General features: G+C 70.2%; 19 protein-coding genes. 7 read left to right on the plus strand and 12 right to left on the minus strand.

Going from position 1 to position 18,477, the window contains the following annotated elements; translation table 11 throughout:
- Position 1 precedes the first annotated feature (1 nt).
- From mobA to H9622_RS08145, 3 genes are read left to right on the plus strand one after another with little or no spacing between them, the layout of a single operon-like run.
- Entirely contained in the window at positions 2-619 is a 618-nt protein-coding gene (mobA, locus tag H9622_RS08135) for a molybdenum cofactor guanylyltransferase (protein WP_318247067.1), read from the plus strand.
- Positions 616-888: a DUF6457 domain-containing protein gene (locus tag H9622_RS08140; RefSeq protein WP_191765891.1), complete on the plus strand. Its 273-nt coding sequence runs from the start codon at positions 616-618 to the stop codon at positions 886-888. The genes mobA and H9622_RS08140 overlap by 4 nt, the downstream gene beginning before the upstream one ends.
- Positions 888-1,121 carry a MoaD/ThiS family protein gene (locus H9622_RS08145; protein WP_191765892.1) on the plus strand — a complete coding sequence of 78 codons (234 nt, stop codon included), beginning with the start codon at positions 888-890 and terminating at the stop codon, positions 1,119-1,121. Before H9622_RS08140 ends, H9622_RS08145 begins: the two co-directional genes overlap by 1 nt.
- A gap of 72 nt (positions 1,122-1,193) precedes the next feature.
- On the opposite strand, the gene H9622_RS08150 is transcribed toward H9622_RS08145, so the two are convergent.
- Genes H9622_RS08150 through H9622_RS08170 form a run of 5 tightly spaced genes read right to left on the minus strand, consistent with a single transcriptional unit; the run spans position 1,194 to position 7,289 of the window.
- Positions 1,194-1,622: a molybdenum cofactor biosynthesis protein MoaE gene (locus tag H9622_RS08150; RefSeq protein ID WP_191765893.1), complete on the minus strand. Its 429-nt coding sequence runs from the start codon at positions 1,620-1,622 to the stop codon at positions 1,194-1,196.
- The gene (locus tag H9622_RS08155; protein ID WP_191765894.1) at positions 1,622-2,101 is read right to left on the minus strand and encodes a MogA/MoaB family molybdenum cofactor biosynthesis protein; all 480 of its coding nucleotides are present in this window, start codon (positions 2,099-2,101) and stop codon (positions 1,622-1,624) included. Before H9622_RS08155 ends, H9622_RS08150 begins: the two co-directional genes overlap by 1 nt.
- 19 nt (positions 2,102-2,120) lie before the next feature.
- Positions 2,121-4,571, minus strand: coding sequence for an FdhF/YdeP family oxidoreductase (locus tag H9622_RS08160; protein ID WP_191765895.1), 2,451 nt, complete (start codon positions 4,569-4,571; stop codon positions 2,121-2,123).
- Between the two features lie 34 nt (positions 4,572-4,605).
- Positions 4,606-6,561 carry a helicase HerA-like domain-containing protein gene (locus tag H9622_RS08165; RefSeq protein WP_318247068.1) on the minus strand — a complete coding sequence of 652 codons (1,956 nt, stop codon included), beginning with the start codon at positions 6,559-6,561 and terminating at the stop codon, positions 4,606-4,608.
- Between the two features lie 53 nt (positions 6,562-6,614).
- A complete protein-coding gene (locus tag H9622_RS08170; RefSeq protein ID WP_225221831.1) occupies positions 6,615-7,289 on the minus strand; it encodes a phosphatase PAP2 family protein in 675 nt (224 codons plus the stop codon).
- A 90-nt stretch (positions 7,290-7,379) separates the two neighbouring features.
- Here H9622_RS08170 and H9622_RS08175 point away from each other — a divergent pair, with 90 nt between their 5' ends.
- Positions 7,380-7,883: a nitroreductase family deazaflavin-dependent oxidoreductase gene (locus H9622_RS08175; protein WP_191765897.1), complete on the plus strand. Its 504-nt coding sequence runs from the start codon at positions 7,380-7,382 to the stop codon at positions 7,881-7,883.
- A 1-nt stretch (position 7,884) separates the two neighbouring features.
- On the opposite strand, the gene H9622_RS08180 is transcribed toward H9622_RS08175, so the two are convergent.
- Positions 7,885-9,234 (minus strand): multidrug effflux MFS transporter, encoded by a 1,350-nt coding sequence (locus tag H9622_RS08180; RefSeq protein WP_191766135.1) that lies wholly within the window; start codon positions 9,232-9,234, stop codon positions 7,885-7,887.
- Between the two features lie 304 nt (positions 9,235-9,538).
- On the opposite strand from H9622_RS08180, the gene H9622_RS08185 reads away from it, so the two are divergent.
- Entirely contained in the window at positions 9,539-10,255 is a 717-nt protein-coding gene (locus H9622_RS08185; protein ID WP_191765898.1) for a DUF3105 domain-containing protein, read from the plus strand.
- Between the two features lie 8 nt (positions 10,256-10,263).
- A complete protein-coding gene (locus tag H9622_RS08190) occupies positions 10,264-10,941 on the plus strand; it encodes a DUF305 domain-containing protein (RefSeq protein WP_191765899.1) in 678 nt (225 codons plus the stop codon).
- A 61-nt stretch (positions 10,942-11,002) separates the two neighbouring features.
- Here the strand turns inward: H9622_RS08190 and H9622_RS08195 are convergent, their stop codons facing one another.
- The 3 genes from H9622_RS08195 to H9622_RS08205 all read right to left on the minus strand — a co-directional run bounded on the left by H9622_RS08195 (position 11,003) and on the right by H9622_RS08205 (position 14,789).
- On the minus strand, positions 11,003-11,980 hold the full coding sequence (locus H9622_RS08195) for a carbohydrate ABC transporter permease (protein WP_191765900.1): 978 nt from the start codon (positions 11,978-11,980) through the stop codon (positions 11,003-11,005).
- A complete protein-coding gene (locus H9622_RS08200) occupies positions 11,977-13,332 on the minus strand; it encodes a carbohydrate ABC transporter permease (RefSeq protein ID WP_191765901.1) in 1,356 nt (451 codons plus the stop codon). The genes H9622_RS08195 and H9622_RS08200 overlap by 4 nt, the downstream gene beginning before the upstream one ends.
- A gap of 125 nt (positions 13,333-13,457) precedes the next feature.
- Positions 13,458-14,789 carry an ABC transporter substrate-binding protein gene (locus H9622_RS08205; protein WP_191766136.1) on the minus strand — a complete coding sequence of 444 codons (1,332 nt, stop codon included), beginning with the start codon at positions 14,787-14,789 and terminating at the stop codon, positions 13,458-13,460.
- 248 nt (positions 14,790-15,037) lie between these two features.
- Here H9622_RS08205 and H9622_RS08210 point away from each other — a divergent pair, with 248 nt between their 5' ends.
- A complete protein-coding gene (locus H9622_RS08210) occupies positions 15,038-16,075 on the plus strand; it encodes a LacI family DNA-binding transcriptional regulator (protein ID WP_191765902.1) in 1,038 nt (345 codons plus the stop codon).
- A gap of 82 nt (positions 16,076-16,157) precedes the next feature.
- Here the strand turns inward: H9622_RS08210 and rplL are convergent, their stop codons facing one another.
- From rplL to H9622_RS08225, 3 genes are all read right to left on the minus strand, one after another.
- A complete protein-coding gene (gene rplL, locus H9622_RS08215; RefSeq protein ID WP_056118007.1) occupies positions 16,158-16,541 on the minus strand; it encodes a 50S ribosomal protein L7/L12 in 384 nt (127 codons plus the stop codon).
- A gap of 49 nt (positions 16,542-16,590) precedes the next feature.
- Positions 16,591-17,079 carry a 50S ribosomal protein L10 gene (gene rplJ / locus H9622_RS08220; protein ID WP_191765903.1) on the minus strand — a complete coding sequence of 163 codons (489 nt, stop codon included), beginning with the start codon at positions 17,077-17,079 and terminating at the stop codon, positions 16,591-16,593.
- Between the two features lie 254 nt (positions 17,080-17,333).
- A complete protein-coding gene (locus H9622_RS08225) occupies positions 17,334-18,413 on the minus strand; it encodes a winged helix DNA-binding domain-containing protein (protein WP_191765904.1) in 1,080 nt (359 codons plus the stop codon).
- Between the last annotated feature and the right edge of the window lie 64 nt (positions 18,414-18,477).

Genomic DNA, 18,477 nt, shown 5'->3' on the forward strand with positions numbered 1-18,477 from the left:
CGTGAGCGCGGGCTCGCTCGGCGCGATCCTGCTCGCCGGCGGCCGGGCGTCGCGCGTCGGCGGGGCGGTCAAGCCGCTGTTCGACGTGGGCGGCATCACCCTGATCGGCGCCGCCGTAGCCGCCGTGGCGGACGCCGGGGCCGAGCCCGTGACGGCCGTCGGCCCCCTCCTCGACCCCGGGCTCCGCGTCGGCTGGATCCGCGAGGACCCGCCGTTCGCCGGCCCGACGGCGGGTGTGGTCGCGGCTCTCGCGTCGTGGGACCCGTCGTCCGACCCGGAGTGGACCCTTCTGCTCGCGTGCGACCTGCCCGCCGTCGGCGCCGCCGTGCGCCGGCTCGTCGCCGATCTGCCGCTGCTGCCCTCCGGCAGCGACGGGATGTGCCTGGCGGATGCCTCGAGCCGGCCGCAGTGGCTCATCGGCGTCTACCGCACCCGGTCGCTGCGGGCCGCGGCATCCGCTCTGCCCGACGCGGGCCGGGATGCACCCGTCCGCGCCCTCATCGACGAGCTGTCCATCGTCGTCGTCGCCGCCCCCGACGACCTGACCCGCGACGTCGACACGTGGGAGGATCTGGAGGAGGCCCGGGCACGGGCCGCCCAGGCCGAGGAGACGTCATGACCGAGCAGTCCCGCACCCTTCCGCCCGAAGCCCTCGACGCGTGGGCCGCGACCCTGCGCCAGCGGTTCGGGCTCGCCGAGGCCGACGTGCCCGTCTCCGCGGTGCTCGACCTGACGCGCGACGTCGCGAACGGCGTCGCGCGACCGGCCGCTCCGCTCGGCGCGTTCGTCGCCGGGCTGGTCGCCGGCCGGGCCGGCGACGATCCTGCCCGAGTGCGTGAGGCGCTCGAGGCCGTGGCCGCCCTCGCGGCGGTGTGGGAGGAGCAGTAGTGCCGGTCGTCCGTTACTTCGCCGCCGCCCAGGAGGCCGCCGGCCGAGACACCGAGCACCGCATCGAGGCGACGCTCGGCGACCTGCGGCGTGCCGTCGCCGCCGATCATCCCGGGCTCGGCACGATCCTGCCGCGCTGCGCCGTGCTCGTCGGCGGCTCGCGCGTCGATGACGCGACGGCACTCGGCCGTGACGACGTGGTCGACGTGCTGCCGCCCTTCGCGGGCGGCTGAGGAGCCCCGTTCGGCTGAGCGCCGCCCGCTGAGCACGCCGCCGGCTGAGCGAGCGGAGGTCGACGCGAGCGGTCAGCCGCCGAGGCCGAGCCAGGTGGCGGTGCCGTCCGCCTCGACCTGGCGCTTCCACACCGGCAGCCCGGTCTTGATGGTCTCGATGAGCGCGCGACAGACCTCGAACGCCTCGGCCCGATGCGGGGCGGCGACCGCGATCACCACGGCGGCGTCGCCCACCGCGAGCGTGCCGATGCGGTGCGACACCGCGACGATCGCGTCGCCCTCGCCGATCGCCTCTTCGGCGAGGCGCTGCAGGGCGGTCGCGGCATCGGGGTGCGAGGAGTACTCGAGGGCGACGACCGAGGTCGCGGCATCCGGATCATGATCGCGCACGCGACCGACGAAGGTCGTGAGCGCGCCCATCGCAGGGTCGTCCACGGCGTCGAGATGCGCCGCGAGGTCGAGCGGCTCCGCGCTGATCGCGGCGAGGCGCACAGCCGACATCAGTGGTCGCTCCCGCCGAGCTGGTCGAGCGCATGCTGCGCGACGGACAGCACCACGGGCATACCCGACGCGACGCCCTTCGGCGAGCCGGGCAGGTTCACGATGAGCGCCCCGTGCGGATCGGCGACGCCGGCGACCCCGCGTGACAGCATTCCTGCGGGCATCTCGGCGGCACCGCGGCGACGGAGCTCCTCGACGATGCCGGGGACCTCGCGCGTCACCACGCGTCGCGTGCCCTCGGGGGTCTCGTCCCGGGGGCTCACGCCCGTCCCGCCGGATGTCACGATGAGCTTCGCGCCCGCCAGGATCTCGGCCACCAGCGCGCGCTCGACGCTGTCGGCGCCGTCGGGCACGACGACCGCGTCGGCGCAGTCGAACCCGGCGTCGCGCAGGGCGGCGACGGCGACCGGACCGCTCGCGTCGTCCCGCCCGCCCGAGGACGACCGGTCGGAGACGGTGATGACGGCGGCTCGGCTCATTGCTCCAGCCTAGAGAGCGTCAGCGGTCGCGGTGCTCGAGACGCACGACCACCGACTTCGAAGTCGGCGTTCCGCTGACGTCGGCGACGGAGTCGAGGGGCACGAGCACGTTCGTCTCGGGGTAGTAGGCGGCGGCGTTGCCCCGCGGCGTGCGGTACGGCACGATGCGGAACCGCTCCGCGCGCCGCTCCTCGATACGGCCGTCGGGACCCGTCCACTCCGAGACGAGGTCGACGACCTCGTCCGGCGCGAAGCCGAGCGCCATGATGTCCTTCGCGTTCACGAGCACGACGCGCCGCCCTCCGTGGATGCCCCGGTAGCGGTCGTCCTTGCCGTAGATCGTGGTGTTGTACTGGTCGTGCGAACGGAGCGTCTGCAGCAGCAGGCGCCCGCGGGGGATGCGCGGGAACTCCAGCGGGTTCACCGTGAAGCGGGCCTTGCCGTCAGCCGTCGCGAACCGCCGAGCGTCGCGCGGACCGTTCGGCAGGTGCAGCGTGCGTCCCTTGTCGATGCGTGCCTCGTAGTCGTCGAAGCCCGGGATCACCCGCTCGATGTGCGAGCGGATCAGCGCGTAATCGGCCTCGAGCGCCGCCCAGTCGGCGCGCGGGACGTTGAGCGGATGCCGCACCTCCGCCGGGTTCGACCCGTCGGCCTCCTCCGCCGAGGTGCGCTCGACCTGTCCGCGATCGATGTCCTGTTCCGGTGCGGCCCCGGGCGACGCCGGCGGAGCAAGGCGAGCGGATGCCGCGGCATCCGCTCCCCCGAACAGCAGACCGCACAGCCGCGCGACGATGGCGACCTCGCTGAGCAGCTCCTCCGAGGGCGGAGCGAGGCGTCCGCGCGACGCGTGCACGGCGCCCATCGAATCCTCGACCGTGACGCGCTGCTCGCGGCCGCCTCGCTGGTCGCGATCGGTGCGGCCGAGCGTCGGCAGGATGATCGCGCGCCGCCCGGTGACGACGTGCGACCGGTTCAGCTTGGTCGACACCTGCACGGTCAGGTCGACCCGGCCCATGGCCGCCTCGACGACCGCGGTGTCGGGCGTGGCCGAGACGAAGTTGCCGCCCATGCCCATGAAGAACCGCACTCCGCCGTCGCGCATCGCGCGGATCGCTCCGACGGTGTCGAAGCCGTGCTCCCTTGGTGCGGCGAAGCCGAACTCGGCGTCGAGGGCGTCGAGGAACGCAGCGGACGGCTTCTCGTAGATGCCGACCGTGCGATCGCCCTGCACGTTGGAGTGTCCGCGCACCGGGCAGACGCCGGCGCCGGGGCGCCCGATGTTGCCCTGCAGCAGGAGCACGTCGACGATGTCGCGCAGCGTGGGCACCGAGTGCTTGTGCTGCGTGAGGCCCATCGCCCAGCACACGATCGTCGCCTTCGACATGCGCACCGCCTCGCCGACGCGCCGCAGCGTCTTCTCGGGCAGGCCCGTGGCTTCGACGAGCTCGCGCCACGAGGCATCCGCTCTCGCCTGCCGATACGCCTCGAAGCCGCTCGTGTGCTCCGCGATGAAGGCGTGGTCGAGCACGCCGCCGTCGCGCTCCTCGGCCTCGAGCAGATGCTTGCCGATGGCCTGGAAGAGCGCCTGATCGCCGCCGAGCCGGATCTGCGCGAACTGATCGGCGAGCTTCGTTCCGCGGAACGCGACTCCCTTCACGGTCTGCGGGTTCTCGAACCGCATGAGACCCGCCTCGGGGAGCGGGTTCACCGCGATGATCGTGGCCCCGCGCGCCTTGGCCTTCTCGAGCGCCGAGAGCATGCGCGGGTGGTTGGTGCCGGGGTTCTGCCCTGCGACGATCAGGAGGTCGGCCTCGTGGATGTCCTCGATCGACACCGTGCCCTTGCCGATGCCGATGGTCTCGGTGAGTGCCGAGCCCGACGACTCGTGGCACATGTTCGAGCAGTCGGGCAGGTTGTTCGTGCCGACCCCGCGGACGAGCAGCTGGTACAGGAAGGCGGCCTCGTTCGAGGTGCGCCCCGAGGTGTAGAACACCGTCTCGTCCGGGTCGGCCACGTGGGCGATGGCGCCGGCGATCTCGCGCAGCGCGTCATCCCACGAGATCGGGCGGTAGTGCGTCGCCCCCTCGTCGAGGATCATCGGGTGAGTCAGCCGGCCCTGCTGCCCCAGCCACCAGTCGTCGTGCGCGCGCAGCTCGTCGATCGAGTGGGCGGCGAAGAACTCGGGGCTTACGCGGCGCAGCGTCGCCTCCTCGGCGACCGCCTTCGCGCCGTTCTCGCAGAACTCGGCGGTGTGGCGCTTGTCCTCCTCGGGCCAGGCGCAGCCGGGGCAGTCGAAACCGTCCTTCTGGTTCACCCGCAGCAGGGTCTGCACCGAACGGGTGACGCCCATCTGCTCGTTCGCGATCTGCAACGCGTGCAGCACGGCGGGCACGCCGACGGCCACGCGCTTGGTCTGCGTGACGCGGACGCGGGACTCGTCGATGTCGGCTTTCGGAGGCTTCGTCGCCATACCTCCAGGCTAGGCCTCTCGGGGCGGTGACGGGTCAGCGGCGCCCGGTGCCGAACATCCCGCGGATGACTCCCCCGAGGATGGTCTGCGTCGCCTTGGAACCCAGTACCTGCTCGATCGGCGACTTCTCGGTGCTGCGCTTCGTGCGGCTCGTCCCCTGCGTCTTCTTGAGCAGCCGCTCGTACTCCTGCTGCGCCTTCTTGTCGGCCGCCGCCTGCGCCTTGTCGATCGCCGCCTTCTGCTTCGCGTATTCCGCGTCTGCCTTGGCCTTCGCCAGCGCAGCCTCCTCCGCGGCGGCGGCGTCGTCGGCGGCCTTCATCTTCGCGGTGAGGATCTCGCGGGCCGACTCGCGGTCGATCGCGGTGCCGTACTTCGCGAGCAGCGGGGATGCCTTCACCGCGGCCTCGATCTGCGGGTCGGGCGTCGGCGACATGAGCCCCTGCGGAGCGCGCAGCCGCGTCCACGCCACGGGCGTGGGGGCGCCCTTCTCGCTCATGACCGTGACGATCGCCTCGCCGGTGCCGAGCTCCTGCAGCACGCGCTCGAGGTCGTAGCCCGACTTCGGGTACGTGCCGACGGTCGCGCGCAGCGCCTTGGCGTCATCGGGCGTGAACGCGCGCAAGGCGTGCTGCACGCGCGACCCGAGTTGCGCGAGTACGTCGGACGGCACGTCCTTCGGCGTCTGGGTCACGAAGAAGACCCCGACGCCCTTCGAGCGGATGAGCCGCACGGTCTGCACGATCGCGGCCAGGAAGTCCTTCGAGGCGTCCCTGAACAGCAGGTGCGCCTCGTCGAAGAAGAACACGAGCTTGGGCTTGTCGAGATCGCCGACCTCGGGCAGCAGCTCGAACAGCTCGGCGAGCAGGTACATCAGGAACGTCGAGAACAGCGCGGGCTTGTCGATCACCCCGGGCACCTCGAGCAGGCTGATGATGCCGCGACCGTCGGCTGCGACGCGAAGGAAGTCGGTGACGTCGAACTCGGGCTCGCCGAAGAAGACGTCCGCCCCCTGGTCGGCGAAGGTGATCAGCTCACGCAGGATCACGCCCGCGGTCGCGGCGGAGAGCCCACCGAGGTTCTTGAGCTCCGCCTTGCCCTCGTCGCCCGTGAGGTACGTCAGGACGGCGCGCAGGTCCGACAGGTCGACGAGCGCGAGGCCCTGCTGGTCGGCGTAGTGGAACACCAGCCCGAGGCTCGACTCCTGCGTCTCGTTGAGGCCCAGCACCTTGCTCAGCAGCAGCGGCCCGAATCCCGACACCGTGGCGCGCACGGGGACGCCCTTGCCGATCCCGCCGAGGGCGAAGTACTCGGTGACGGATGCCTCGGCCTTCCAGTCCTGGCCGATCGCACGCGTGCGCGCAAGGAGCTTCTCGTTGCCGTCGCCGGGCGTCGCGACACCCGACAGGTCGCCCTTGATGTCGGCGGCGAACACGGGCACGCCCTTGGCGGCGAGCTGCTCGGCCAGGCCCTGCAGGGTACGGGTCTTGCCGGTGCCGGTCGCGCCGGCGACGAGCCCGTGGCGATTCATCATGCCCAGCGGAATGCGTACCTGCGCCTCGGGCACGGCATCGCCGTTCACGAGCGCGCCGACGTCGAGCGTCTCGGACTCGAACGTGTAGCCGGCGATGATCTTCGACACGTCGTCGGCCGACAGCGGCCCGTCGGACGGGGCGGGCGCGGCGGGGGTGGTCGCCACCTCGGGAACGGGCGCTTCGGCCGTGGTGGGCTCGGCTGCGGGCGTCTCAGCTCCGGTGGTCTCCGCGTCGGGTTCGGCCATCGCGGGCACCGCGGGCGGCTCCGCCGTCGCGGCGCGCGCGCCGCCGGCCGCGGCACGGGCCTTGGCGGCCTCCGCTTCGGCGGCTGCCAGCGCCGCTTTGGCCTGCGCCGCCTTGAGGTGCGCCTCCGCTGCTTCCGCCTCCGCCTTCAATCGTGCGAGCTCCGCCTCGGCGGCGGCGACGTCGGGATCGGGCGTCTCGGGCGCTGGGCCCACGCGCCCGGAGGCTCCGGACGATGCGCCGGCGGCGGCTGGAGGCGGCGTGGGGATCATGCGCTCAGCCTAGCGACGGGCTCTCCCCGGTCGGCGGCGATGCGCTCGCGGGCCATCGGGACGGCGAATGCCGCGGCGACGAGGAGGGCGGCACCGGCACCGATCAGCGCGCCGCCGACGGTGTCGCTGAGCCAGTGCGCGTGCAGGTACGTGCGGCTGAAGGCCATCAGCACCACCCAGCACGCGCCCACGATCATCACCCAGACCCGGGGGAAGATCACGGCAGCCGCGACGGCGATGGTCGCGGCGTTCGCCACATGCCCCGACGGGTACGAGCCGTAGTCCGACACCACGATGATGTCCTCCGGGCGCACGCGCCCGAAGAGGTGCTTGAGCACCTGCACGCCGCCGGCCGACACCGCCTCCGCCGTGAGGAAGAACGCGGCGGCCCACGGCCGGCGCAACAGGATCAGCCCGATCGCCCCGCCGAGGGGAACGACGAGCACCCCGAACCATCCCCCGCCCACCCAGTTCATGACTCGCGAGAATCCCGTCAGGAACGCGGACGAGAGTTCCGCCGTCGCGGTGTTCCACCACACGTCCACGGCGAAGGGCGGTTCCCCGTGGGTGAGGATCCACCACCCGAGCCCGCACGCGAGTGTGATGAGGACGAGCCCTGCGACGAGGTAGGCCATCGCCGGGCGGACTCCTTCGGTTCGCCGGTCGGTCATCGCCCCATTGTGCCCGGCGGAATCCGCCGCCCGCATCGCATTGCGGCCGGGCGTCGCCCCTGCTAGTCCCCGACGGTGGATGATGGCGGCATGACCCGCGTCGTCGACACCGTCCGCGCGCTCATCGCGCCCCTCACGCGCACGCGCGTGTTCCGGAGATTCCTCGGCCCCGCCCTGCTTCCGCCGATCGAGCGCTTCGTCGCGTGGATCTCGCACGGGCGCGTGCAGGTGAGCGCGCTCCTCGTGCCGTCGCTGGTGCTCCATACGATCGGCGCGAAGTCGGGCGAGCCGCGTGATGCTCCGCTGATGTACTGCCCCGACGGCCAGGGGCGGGCGATCATCGCGGGCACGAACTTCGCCGGCGAGCGGCATCCCGCGTGGACGTCCAATCTGCTCGCGCATCCCGACGCGGCGATCACGGTCCGTGGCCGACGCATGCCGGTGCGGGCGAGCCTCGTGCCTGATGACGAGCGCGACGCCGTGTGGGCGCGCATCGAGCAGCAGTGGCCGGGCTACCGCAACTACGAGCGCGAGTCCGGCCGCACCGTTCGTCTGTTCCGCCTGCAGCCGGTACGAGCCGACGGCCTCGGCTGACTCAGGGAGCGAGCCGCTCCACGGTGCGCGGGCGCACGATCAGCCACAGCGACAGCACGCCGATGACCGCGCAGCCGACCATGACCGAGGCCATCGTGGTGGCGGTGATGCCCGAGCCGGCCGAAATCCACCCGACGACGGGAGTGATGACGCCCGCCACGCCGAAGTTCGTCGCGCCGATGATCGACTGCGCGGTGCCGGCCGCCTTGCCGTGGCGGTCGAGGGCGAGCACCTGCACGCACGGGAACGTGAACCCGCACGCGGTCATGAAGAAGAACAGCGGCACGACGGTGCCCCAGAGGCCGAGGCCGAGCTGGTCGGTGACGATGATGGCGGATGCCGCGACCACGAGCACGGCCGTCGACCACGCCATCACCCACTGAGGGCCGAAGCGGGCGGCGAGGCGCGCCGCGACCTGCACGCCGAGCACCACGCCGAGTGAGTTCGCGGCGAACAGCAGGCCGTACTGCTGGGCGTCGAACGCATACGTCTGCTGGAAGAGGAACGACGAGGCCGACAGGTACGAGAACAGCCCGCTGAACGTCATGCCGCCGATGATCAGCACGCCGATGAACACCCGGTCCGAGAACACGCTCTTGTAGCGCTGCCAGACGGTCGTCGTCCCCTTCTCGTGGCGGCGGGCGGGAGGAAGCGTCTCGGGGATGAAGACCGCGGCGGCGATCAGCATGATGCTGCCGTAGACGCCGAGCACGACGAAGATCCCGCGCCACGGCATGACCAGGAGCAGGGCCGATCCGACGAGCGGAGCGAGCACGGGGGCGACACCGGAGACGAGTGCCAGGCGCGACAGCATGACGACCAGGCGGCGACCGCCGAAGAGGTCGCGCACGACGGCTGCGGCGATGACGCCACCGGCCGCGGCGCCCGCGCCCATGAAGACGCGCGCCACCGAGAGCAGCTCGAGGTTCGGTGCCAGGGCGGCGCCGACGCTCGCCGCGACGTGCAGGGCCGTGACCACGAGGAGCGGCACGCGCCGACCGACCTTGTCGCTGAGCGGGCCGACGATGAGCTGGCCGAGCGCGAACCCGACCATGGTGCCGGTGAGCGTGAGCTGGATCGCCGCGGCCGTCGTCTGGAATTCGGACTCGAGCACCGGGAACGCCGGCAGGTAGAGGTCGATCGTGAACGGCCCGAGAGCCGTCAGGGCGCCGAGCAGCACGATGTAGAGCACCCGCTTGCGGTGCGGGATCGAGTCGCCGGGGTGCAGGACGATCGGCGCGGTCGCGGGGTTGGCGCCGAGCGTGCGGATGGCGCCGGTGGGCGACACGGCGGGCACGCGGGGAGCGGCGTCAGCGGACTGCTGGGTGGGGATGGAGGCGGTGTCGAGCACGGTCACACTTCGTTTCGGCGGCGATGCGGGAGGCGTCGACGCCGCGGGAACGGCTCAGGCGCGCAGAGAGGGAGGAGGAATCGCGAAGATATCGAATCGATTCGAGAGTCCATGATAGCGGATGCCCCACCCCGGCCCGCAAACCGGGAGGCGCGGCATCCGCTCGCCCCTCGGCGTCATCTCGGCGGCCTGTGGGCGCCTTCCCAGCAGTCGGCGCATGCGCTCGCATAGGATTGCGGTGTCCTGTCCCTTGCCCGCGGCGCTTTCGTGCGCCACGCCGGGTGCCCGAGCCGAGATCACGCACATGACCGCGACACCCCCGAGCCCCTCCGACAAGCGCGCCAGCGGCAATCCTGCCAAGCAGGCAGAGATCAACCTCACCGTCAAGCAGCAGCGCGAGCAGAAGCGCCAGGAGAAGCTGGCCGAGTACCAGAGGCAGCTCGCGAAGCGCCGCCGCAGCAAGCTCGTCTGGTGGGTCGTCGGGATCACCGCCGCCGTGGTCATCATCGGCCTGATCGTGGCCTCCATCGTCTTCGCGCCGGCTCCGCCGAAGGCGTACACCCCGGGCGGCGAGGGCGTCGAGATCGAGGGCGTCGAGACCTTCGAGAACGCCACCCAGCATGTCGAGGGCACGGTCGACTACGAGCAGACCCCGCCGGCCGGTGGCCCGCACAACGCCGTCTGGCTGAACTGCGGCCTGTACGACCAGCCCGTTCCCAACGAGAACGCCGTCCACTCGCTCGAGCACGGCGCCGTCTGGGTGACCTACAACCCCGACGACATCGCGGGCGACGACCTGGCGACGCTGGAGTCGCACCTGCCGTCGACGTACGTCGTCCTCTCGCCGTACGAAGGCCTCGACGCGCCCATCGCCGTGACCAACTGGAACCACCAGCTCAAGGTCGACTCGCCCGACGACGAGCGCATCGAGCAGTTCTTCGAGGAGTACTGGCGCAGCGCCGACGTGCCCGAGCCGGGCGCCTCGTGCTCCGGCGCGCTCGACGCACCCGGCCAGCGCTGAGTCCGACGATGAGCGACGAATCACCCGCCGGCGCCGCGCCCTCGCGGCCCTGGTGGGCGATCGCGCTCGTTCTGCTCGCCGTCGCGGCCCTCGCGTTCGCGATCGGGCGCTTCTCGACGTTCGGGGCGCAGAGCCCGAGCACGGCACCCGGGCAGACCTCGGCTGACGCGGGCTTCGCGCGCGACATGCAGGTGCACCACGGCCAGGCCATCGAGATGGCCATGGAGATCTACCGCAAGACGGAGGACGCCGAACTGCGGGTTCTCGCGTACGACATCGCCACCGGGCAGGCCGCGCAGCGCGGCGAGATGTTCGACTGGCTCGTGAAGTGGGGGCTCCCCCAGTCGGGCGAGCCGATGATGAGCTGGATGAGCGGCTCCGAGGCCGGCCATGGTCACGGCGGCACCGCGGACGAGCCGATGACCGACGACGAGGCGCACGCTGCGATGGGCATGGCATCAGCCGAAGAGCTCACCGCCCTGGAGGATGCCACCGGCCAGGAAGCCGACTGCCTGTTCCTCGAGCTGATGATCAGCCACCACGAGGGCGCGATCCCCATGACCGAGGCCCTTCTCGAACTCGGCAGCGACCCGCGCGCCCTGCAGGTCGCCCAGGCCATGAAGGACGGCCAGACCGCCGAGATCGACGCGATGCAGTCGATGCAGGCGCGCCTCGGCTGCGGCTGACACCTGATCTCACGACGAAGCGGCGTCCGTGCCCCCCGGTACGGACGCCGCTCCGGTCGTCTCAGCCCTTCGTCGCTCCTGCCAGCAGGCCCCTCACGAAGAACCGCTGCAGCGCGAAGAACACGATGAGCGGGAACAGGATCGTTAGGAAGGTTCCTGCAGCCTGCAGGAACCACTGGTTGCCCCACGTGCCCGACAGCGACGCGAGCGACTGCGTCATTGGCAGCGAGGAGGACGGCGCGAAGATCGTCGCCACGAGCAGGTCGTTCCACACCCAGATGAACTGCAGCACCGCGTACGACGCCAGTGCGGGCGTCGCCAGCGGGAGGATGATGCGGAAGAAGATCTGCCCGTGCCCGGCGCCGTCGACCCGAGCCGCCTCGATCACCTCGTGCGGGATCTCCGCGATGAAGTTGTGCAGCAGGAACACGGCGAGCGGGATCGCGAAGATCACGTGCGCGATCCAGATCGTGGCGAAGCTGCGATCGACGTCGCTCATGTCGAGCCCCGGGAAGATCGTCACCTCGTTGATGGTGAGACCGCGCGAGAACAGGCTCAGCAGCGGCACCAGGGCCATCTGCAGCGGAACGATCTGCAACGCGAACACCGCGACGAACAGGAAGCCCTTGCCCTTGAAGTCGATCCACGCGAACGCGTAGGCGAGCATCGACGACACGGTCATGGCGAAGAACGCCACCGGGATGGTGATCGCCAGCGAGTTGACGAAGGACTGCGCGAGCGTCAGCGTGGTTCCGCCCGCGGTCAGCGCCGCCTCGTAGTTCGACAGCGTGAACTCGGGGTCGACGAACACCGTCCACCACCCGGTCGACTGCACATCGGCAGGCGGCCGGAACGAGGTGACCAGTAGCCCGAGAGTCGGGATCGTCCAGAAGAACGCGATCACGATCGCGGCGATCGTCGCCCCCTTCGACGACAGGCGCTTCTGCGCGAGCTTCTCGTGCTTGCGCGTCTCGCGCGCCACGTCGCGAGCCGTCCGCGCGTCGGGGTTCGGCTCGATGACCTCCACTCCGACAGTCATCGGATCTCCCTCTGCTTCCGGATCTGGATCACGTTGAAGACGATCAACGGGACCACGAAGATGAACAGCACGACGGCGAGCGCCGCGGAATGGCCGTAGCTCTGGAACCGCTGCTGCTGATTGACCATCTCGAACGCGAGGACGGTGGAGTCGTTGCGTCCGCCGGTCATGACCGCGACGATGTCGTAGATCTTCAGCGCGCCGATGGCGATGGTCGTCACGACGACGACGATCGACGAGCGGATGCCGGGAACCGTGACGTTGCGGAAGCGCTGCCACGCGCTCGCACCGTCGAGCGCCGCGGCCTCGATCTGCTCGGTCGGCACGGCCTTCACCGCTGCCGACAGGATCACCATCGCGAGGCCGGTCTGACTCCAGATGAAGACCACGAGCAGCAGGAGCGTGTTCACCAGCGGGGTGATCGACAGCCATGCGACCGGGTCGAACCCGAACGCCGTCACGATCGCATTGAGCAGGCCCAGCTGGTTGCCCTGCTGGTAGTCGTACATGAAGCCCCAGATGATGCCCGCGCCGACGAACGAGATCGCGAAGGGCATGAAGATCAGCACCTTCAGCACCTTCTCTCCGCGTGCGCGGTCGATGAACACCGCGTAGGCGAGCCCGATGATCGTGGCGAAGGTCGGTGCGACGATCACCCAGATGATCGAGTTGATCACCGACCAGAAGCCCTGCGGGTTCGTGAACACCCAGATGTAGTTCTCCATGCCGACGAACTCCGCGCCGGTCTTGTCGAAGAACGACTGGACGAAGGTCGCGACCGCCGGATAGAGGAGGCCGACGACCAGCAGGGTGAGCGCCGGAGCGGCGAACAGGACCAGCTGGTAGAGGTGACCGGCGCCCTCACGTGCCCGGTAGTCCGCCCAGAACAGCAGCGCGCCGAGGAGCACCGCGATCGCGAGGACGTAGATCACCGCGTTCTGGTACGGCCGTAGGAGCATGAACGCCAGCACGGGAATCGCGAAGCAGGTCACGAGACGCAGCCAGAAGTAGAACTTCCCCGGACGGGGCGCGTACTCGATCAGCAGCAGGATGATCCCGACCACTGCGAAGAAGACCACGAGCACGATCGGGATCTGCAGGATCGGGTTGAGGTCGCCCAGCCAGCGCATGAAGCTGTTGAACGAGAAGCCCAGCGACGTGGGCGGGGCGTCTTCCGCCGGCGGTCGCGTGACCATGAGGAGGACCAGCGCCGCGATGAGGATGAACCCGATCGTGACGACGATGACGGTGAGGCGGCGTCGGCGTGAGAGGCCGGCCTCTTTCGCATCAGAGTGGGCGGTGCCGGTCAGGGGCGGTTCAGTCGCCTCCGACACCTTCGTTGTATCGGTCATGGATGCCTTCCGAGCGCTTCATCGAACTGGGATGGAACCGTGGCCGGGACACCGCTCGTCCTGGCCGGAGGGACGACGGGACCGCTCGCACCCGCGAGCGGCCCCATCGTCCTCGGAGCCGGAGATCAGTCGTCGTAACCGGCCTGGATGTCGCTCAGCACCGTCTCGGTGTCCTTGCCGTCGATCCAGTCGACCATGCCGCGCCAGAACGATCCCGCACCGACGGTCGCCGGCATGAGGTCGGAGGCGTCGAAGCGCACCGTCGTGTTCGGGTCCTGCAGCAGGGTCATCGCCTCGGTGAGGAACTCGCTCGACGCGAGGCTCGGGTCGGCGTTCAGGTTGGCCGAGATGTTGCCGCCCAGCTCGACGCGGGTATCCGCCCACTCGGGTGTCGACATGTACTCGAGCACGGCCTGCGTGGCCGCGTCGTCGGAGAACGCCGTGACGAACTCGCCTCCGACCTCGATCGTGGCGGCGCCCTCGTCGTAGCCCGGCATGACGAACGCGTACACGTCGCCATCGGGAGCCACGTTCGGCGTGGCACCCTCGGCCGTCTGCACGTCGAGGAAGTTCGCCGACAGGAACGAGGCCTGGTGCGTCATCGGGCATGAGCCGTCGGCGACCTTCGCCGCGACGTCCGCGAACGCGACGTCGTTGATGCTCGCGACATCGCCGAATCCGGCATTCACCCACTCGGGGTTGAGAAGGATCTCGCCGACCGCGTCGAAGGCCTCCCGGATCTCCGGGTCGGTGAACTCGACCTCGTTGGCGACCCACTGGTCGTAGACCTCGGGACCGGACTGGCGCAGGACGAGGTCCTCGATCCAGTCGGTGCCCGGCCACCCGGACGCGGCCTCCGAGAAGAAGCCGGCGCACCACGACGGTCCGCCCGTCGCCTCGGCGATCGTGCCCGAGATCTCGATCATCTCGTCCCACGTCGTCGGGACCTCGACGCCCCACTCCTCGAACTTCGCCGGCGAGTACCAGACGTAGCCCTTGATGTTCGCGAGCATCGGCGCGGCGTAGAACACGTCGTCGACGGTGCCGTAGGCCTTCCAGTCCGGAGACCAGTTCTCGTCGACGTTCGCCTCGACCTCTTCCGGGGCCTCCTTGACCTCCCCCGTGCCGACGAGCGTGCGCAGCAGACCGGGCTGCGGGACGATCGCGATGTCGGGTGCGTCGCCGCCCTGGACCTTCGTGACGATGTTGCCCTCGAACGCCTTGTCGCCCGAGTACTCGACGATGACGCCTGTCTCCTCGGTGAACTGGTCGAACGACTTCTGCATGTTCTCGGCTTCGATGCCGGTGATGCCGCCGGCGATCGTGACGGTCTCGCCTTCGATGTTTCCGTCGTCGCCCTCGTCGCCGCCGCCTTCGGCGCACCCGGCGAGGGCGAGGGTCGCGACGGCTGTGACTCCGAGTGCGGCCAGCAGATGGCGCCGCCTCGGCGTTCGCATTGCAGTCATGTGTGCCTCCTCATTGAGTTCTGCGGAACCGCAGTCGCCCGTTCCGCACGAACGTCGGGAACCGATTCCATGTTCACGCTAGGGGATGCAGGATGGGCCGCACAATCACCGTTGGTCACAACTCGATAAACCCGGAATCGGCGGTGGCGGATTGCCCTCGCGCACGGCACAATGTGCACGGAACCGGTTCCACAAACCTCGCCGATGCACGTGGAGCCGCTGACTGCCGAGGAGGGCCGATGGCGGGGATCGCCGACGTCGCTCGCGCCGCGGGAGTGTCGAAGTCGACCGCGAGCCGCGCCCTGACCGGCGCCGGATATGTCTCGGATGAGACCCGAGCGCGGGTGCAGGCAGCGGCGACCGCGCTCGGCTACGTGCCGACGACCAGTGCGGTGAGCCTCGTCACGGGGCGCACGCAGACGATCGGCGTCGTCATGCCGACTCTCGACCGATGGTTCTTCGCGCATGTGCTGGAAGGGATCCAGGACGCGCTGCTCGAGCGCCGGTACGACCTCGCCCTCTATGGCGCGCCTCCCGAGTCGGAGGCACGGCGCGAGATGTTCGAGCACTTCCTCGCACGCAAGCGGTTCGACGGCCTCATCGCGGTGGGGATCGAGCCGAGCGCCCACGAGCTCGAGCGTCTCGTGGCCTTCGGCAAGCCCGTGGTGAGCGTCGGCGGCTACGACGTGGGCACGAACGCCGTGTCGATCGACGACCACGCCGCCGGCCGCATTGCGACCGAGCACCTCATCGGCCTCGGGCACCGTTCCATCACCTTCATCGGCGGTGATCCCGACGGCCGACGCACGAGCTTCGGCGATCGGCAGCGACTCGACGGATACCTCGGAGCGATGCGGGCCGCGGGGCTCGAGGCATCCGCTCGTCACTCCCCGTCCGAGGCGACGATGCCCGGCGGCTACGGCGCGGCCGCCGACCTGCTGGGCGACCGCCGCAACCGCCCGACCGGCCTCGTCGGGGTGTGCGACGAGGTGGCGGTCGGCGCGATCATCGCCGCGCGACGGCTCGGCATCCGCGTCCCCGACACGCTGAGCGTGGTGGGGATCGACGACCACTCGTACGCCGACATGTTCTCCCTCACGACGATCCAGCAGAAGCCGCACCAGCAGGGGCGCGCCGCGGTGCAGCTGCTCATGTGGCAGCTCGACGACCCCGACGCGCCGACGCATCGCATCTACGAGTCGTCGCCGCTCATCGTGCGCAGCTCGACGGCGGCGATCGACGACGAGGCATCTGCCATCGTCGGCGTGCGCACCTGACAGCGCCAGGCCGGGCAGCGTCCAGGCATGACGAAGGCCCCGAGTGCGAACACCCGGGGCCTTCGTGAATCGCTGAGCGAGATTACTTGAGGGTGACCGTCGCGCCGGCCTCTTCGAGAGCGGCCTTGGCCTTCTCGGCAGCCTCCTTGTTGGCGCCCTCGAGGACGGCCTTGGGGGCACCGTCGACGACGGCCTTGGCCTCGCCGAGACCGAGCGAGGTGAGCTCGCGGACGGTCTTGATGACCTGGATCTTCTTGTCGCCGGCAGCCTCGAGGATGACGTCGAACGAGTCCTTCTCCTCCTCGGCAGCGGCCTCGGCACCCGCGCCACCGGCGCCGGCAACGGCGACGGGAGCAGCAGCGGTGACGTCGAACTTCTCCTCGAACGCCTTCACGAACTCGCTGAGCTCGACGAGGGTCAGGTCGGCGAACTGCTGAAGCAGTTCCTCAGTGGTGAGCTTCGCCATGATGTATCTCCTAGATAGATGGGGGTTGTGGGAAGAGATCGCCGGTCGCTCACGCGGCCTCGGCGGCCTCCAGCTTTTCGCGAAGCGCGTCGATGGTCGCGGCAGCCTTGCCCATCGTCGCCTTCATCATGCCCGCGGCCTTCGCCAGCAGAACCTCACGGCTCTCCAGCGAGGCGTACTTGTTGACCTCGTCGGCGGTGAGGGAGTTGCCCTCGAAAACGCCGCCCTTGATCACGAGAAGCGGGTTGGCCTTGGCGAAGTCACGCAGCGCCTTCGCAGTGGCGACGAAGTCGCCGTGCACGAACGCGATGGCCGACGGACCCTTGAGGTCGTCGTCCAGCGCCGTGATCCCCGCGTTGTTCGCGGCGATCTTGGTCAGCGTGTTCTTCACCACGGCGTATTCCGCGTCCTGACGGATGCTGTTGCGCAGCTCCTTGAGCTGGGCAACCGTCAGACCGCGGTACTCGGTCAGCAGAACGGCGTTCGAGTCCTCGAAGTTCTTCGTGAGCTCGGCAACCGATGCATCCTTCTGCGCCATGGTCACTCCTTGTGTGTGTGAGACGCTCCGCGGTGGCGGCGCGTCGGCCTCGACATCCGCTCATCTGCTCTCGTCACGGCAACAAGAAAGCTCCGGCGCAAGCGCACGGAGCTTCAGAAGTTCGTGTCACCTGCGCGGGCCCCTGCAATGCAGTGCTTCGATCGTCGTTCGCTTGCGCGCACGTCGATGACCGGCGGTCTTCGGTTAACACCCAGTGTACGTGAGCCCCCCACGCCCGCCAAATCGAGCCCGGATCAGGCCGTGATGAAGTCGCGGTACCGGTCGAGCGCCGCGCCGACCTCGGCGTCGGTGGCTGTGCCGGAAGTGAAGAGCTCGGGGATCGGAGCGTCGGCATGGCGGCCGACGGCGATCGAGTGCGTCCAGACGCCGATCGCCTCGCCCCGCGCGACGATGATCGGACGCACGATGCCGTTCATGCTCGGGCCGATGGCCGCGAGGAACTCGGGCGCGCACGGCACGGTGCGGTCGACGTACGAGAGGTAGTACTCCTCGAACGGCGGCAGGGCGACCACGGCGGGCGCCGCCGGACTGCGCCGAGGCGCCGGACCGCCGGCGACGTACTGCGACTCGGGCTGGTCGTCGACGACGACGAGACGATCGGATGCCGCATCCGCCGCGTTCCGCGCCACCCCGAGCGGCAGCCCCGTCCACCACGCGAAGTCGCGCGCTCCGGCGGGACCGTGCGAGGAGATGTAGCGGAAGAACAGCTCGGCCAGAGGATCGGCGGGGGACGCGGCATCCGTCACCCACTCCTCGGCCAGCACGAGGAACTGCTCGCGCGTCGGCCCGACCGGACGCGGCACGACCGGCCCCTGGCAGACCGTCGCTCGCAGCGACAGCGCGACGAGCAGGTGGTAGCCGCGCTGCCGGGCGGTGCTTACTCCCCCGGTCTCGAACACGTCGAAGAGCACCCTGCGGGTGAGGCGGTTGCCGCCGCGGAGCGCGGCGCGTGCGAGGCGCTCGGCCTTGCCGAGCTCGTCGTCGTCGATCGCCTCGGCGCGGCGCACGGCCGCAGCCTGTCGCGCCTGGCGCTCGCCCGTGATCGAGAGCACCCACTCGAGGTCGCGGGCCGGGATCAGGTGGATCGTGCCCCGCTGCGTCCACGACCGCACGATCTCGCCGCGGTCGAACGCCGCGTCGACGTCGCGCACGGTCGTACGGCCGCGGGTGCGCACGGCGATCGCCCACCGGCCGCCCCAGAACTCCTGTGCCTGCGTGGCGAGCATGTGGCTCGCGGCCTCGAGAACCGTCGCCGCCGGGGCGCTGAGCCGGTGCGACCGCAGCCGCTCGTGACGCACCGATGCCGCATCCATGCCCCCATCATGGCCGACCCCTCCGCCACGCACGGTCGTGGGTCGAATAGGGACGTCGGGCGCC

The organism is Microbacterium gallinarum, from assembly GCF_014837165.1.
GTDB classification, from domain to species: Bacteria; Actinomycetota; Actinomycetes; order Actinomycetales; family Microbacteriaceae; genus Microbacterium; species Microbacterium gallinarum.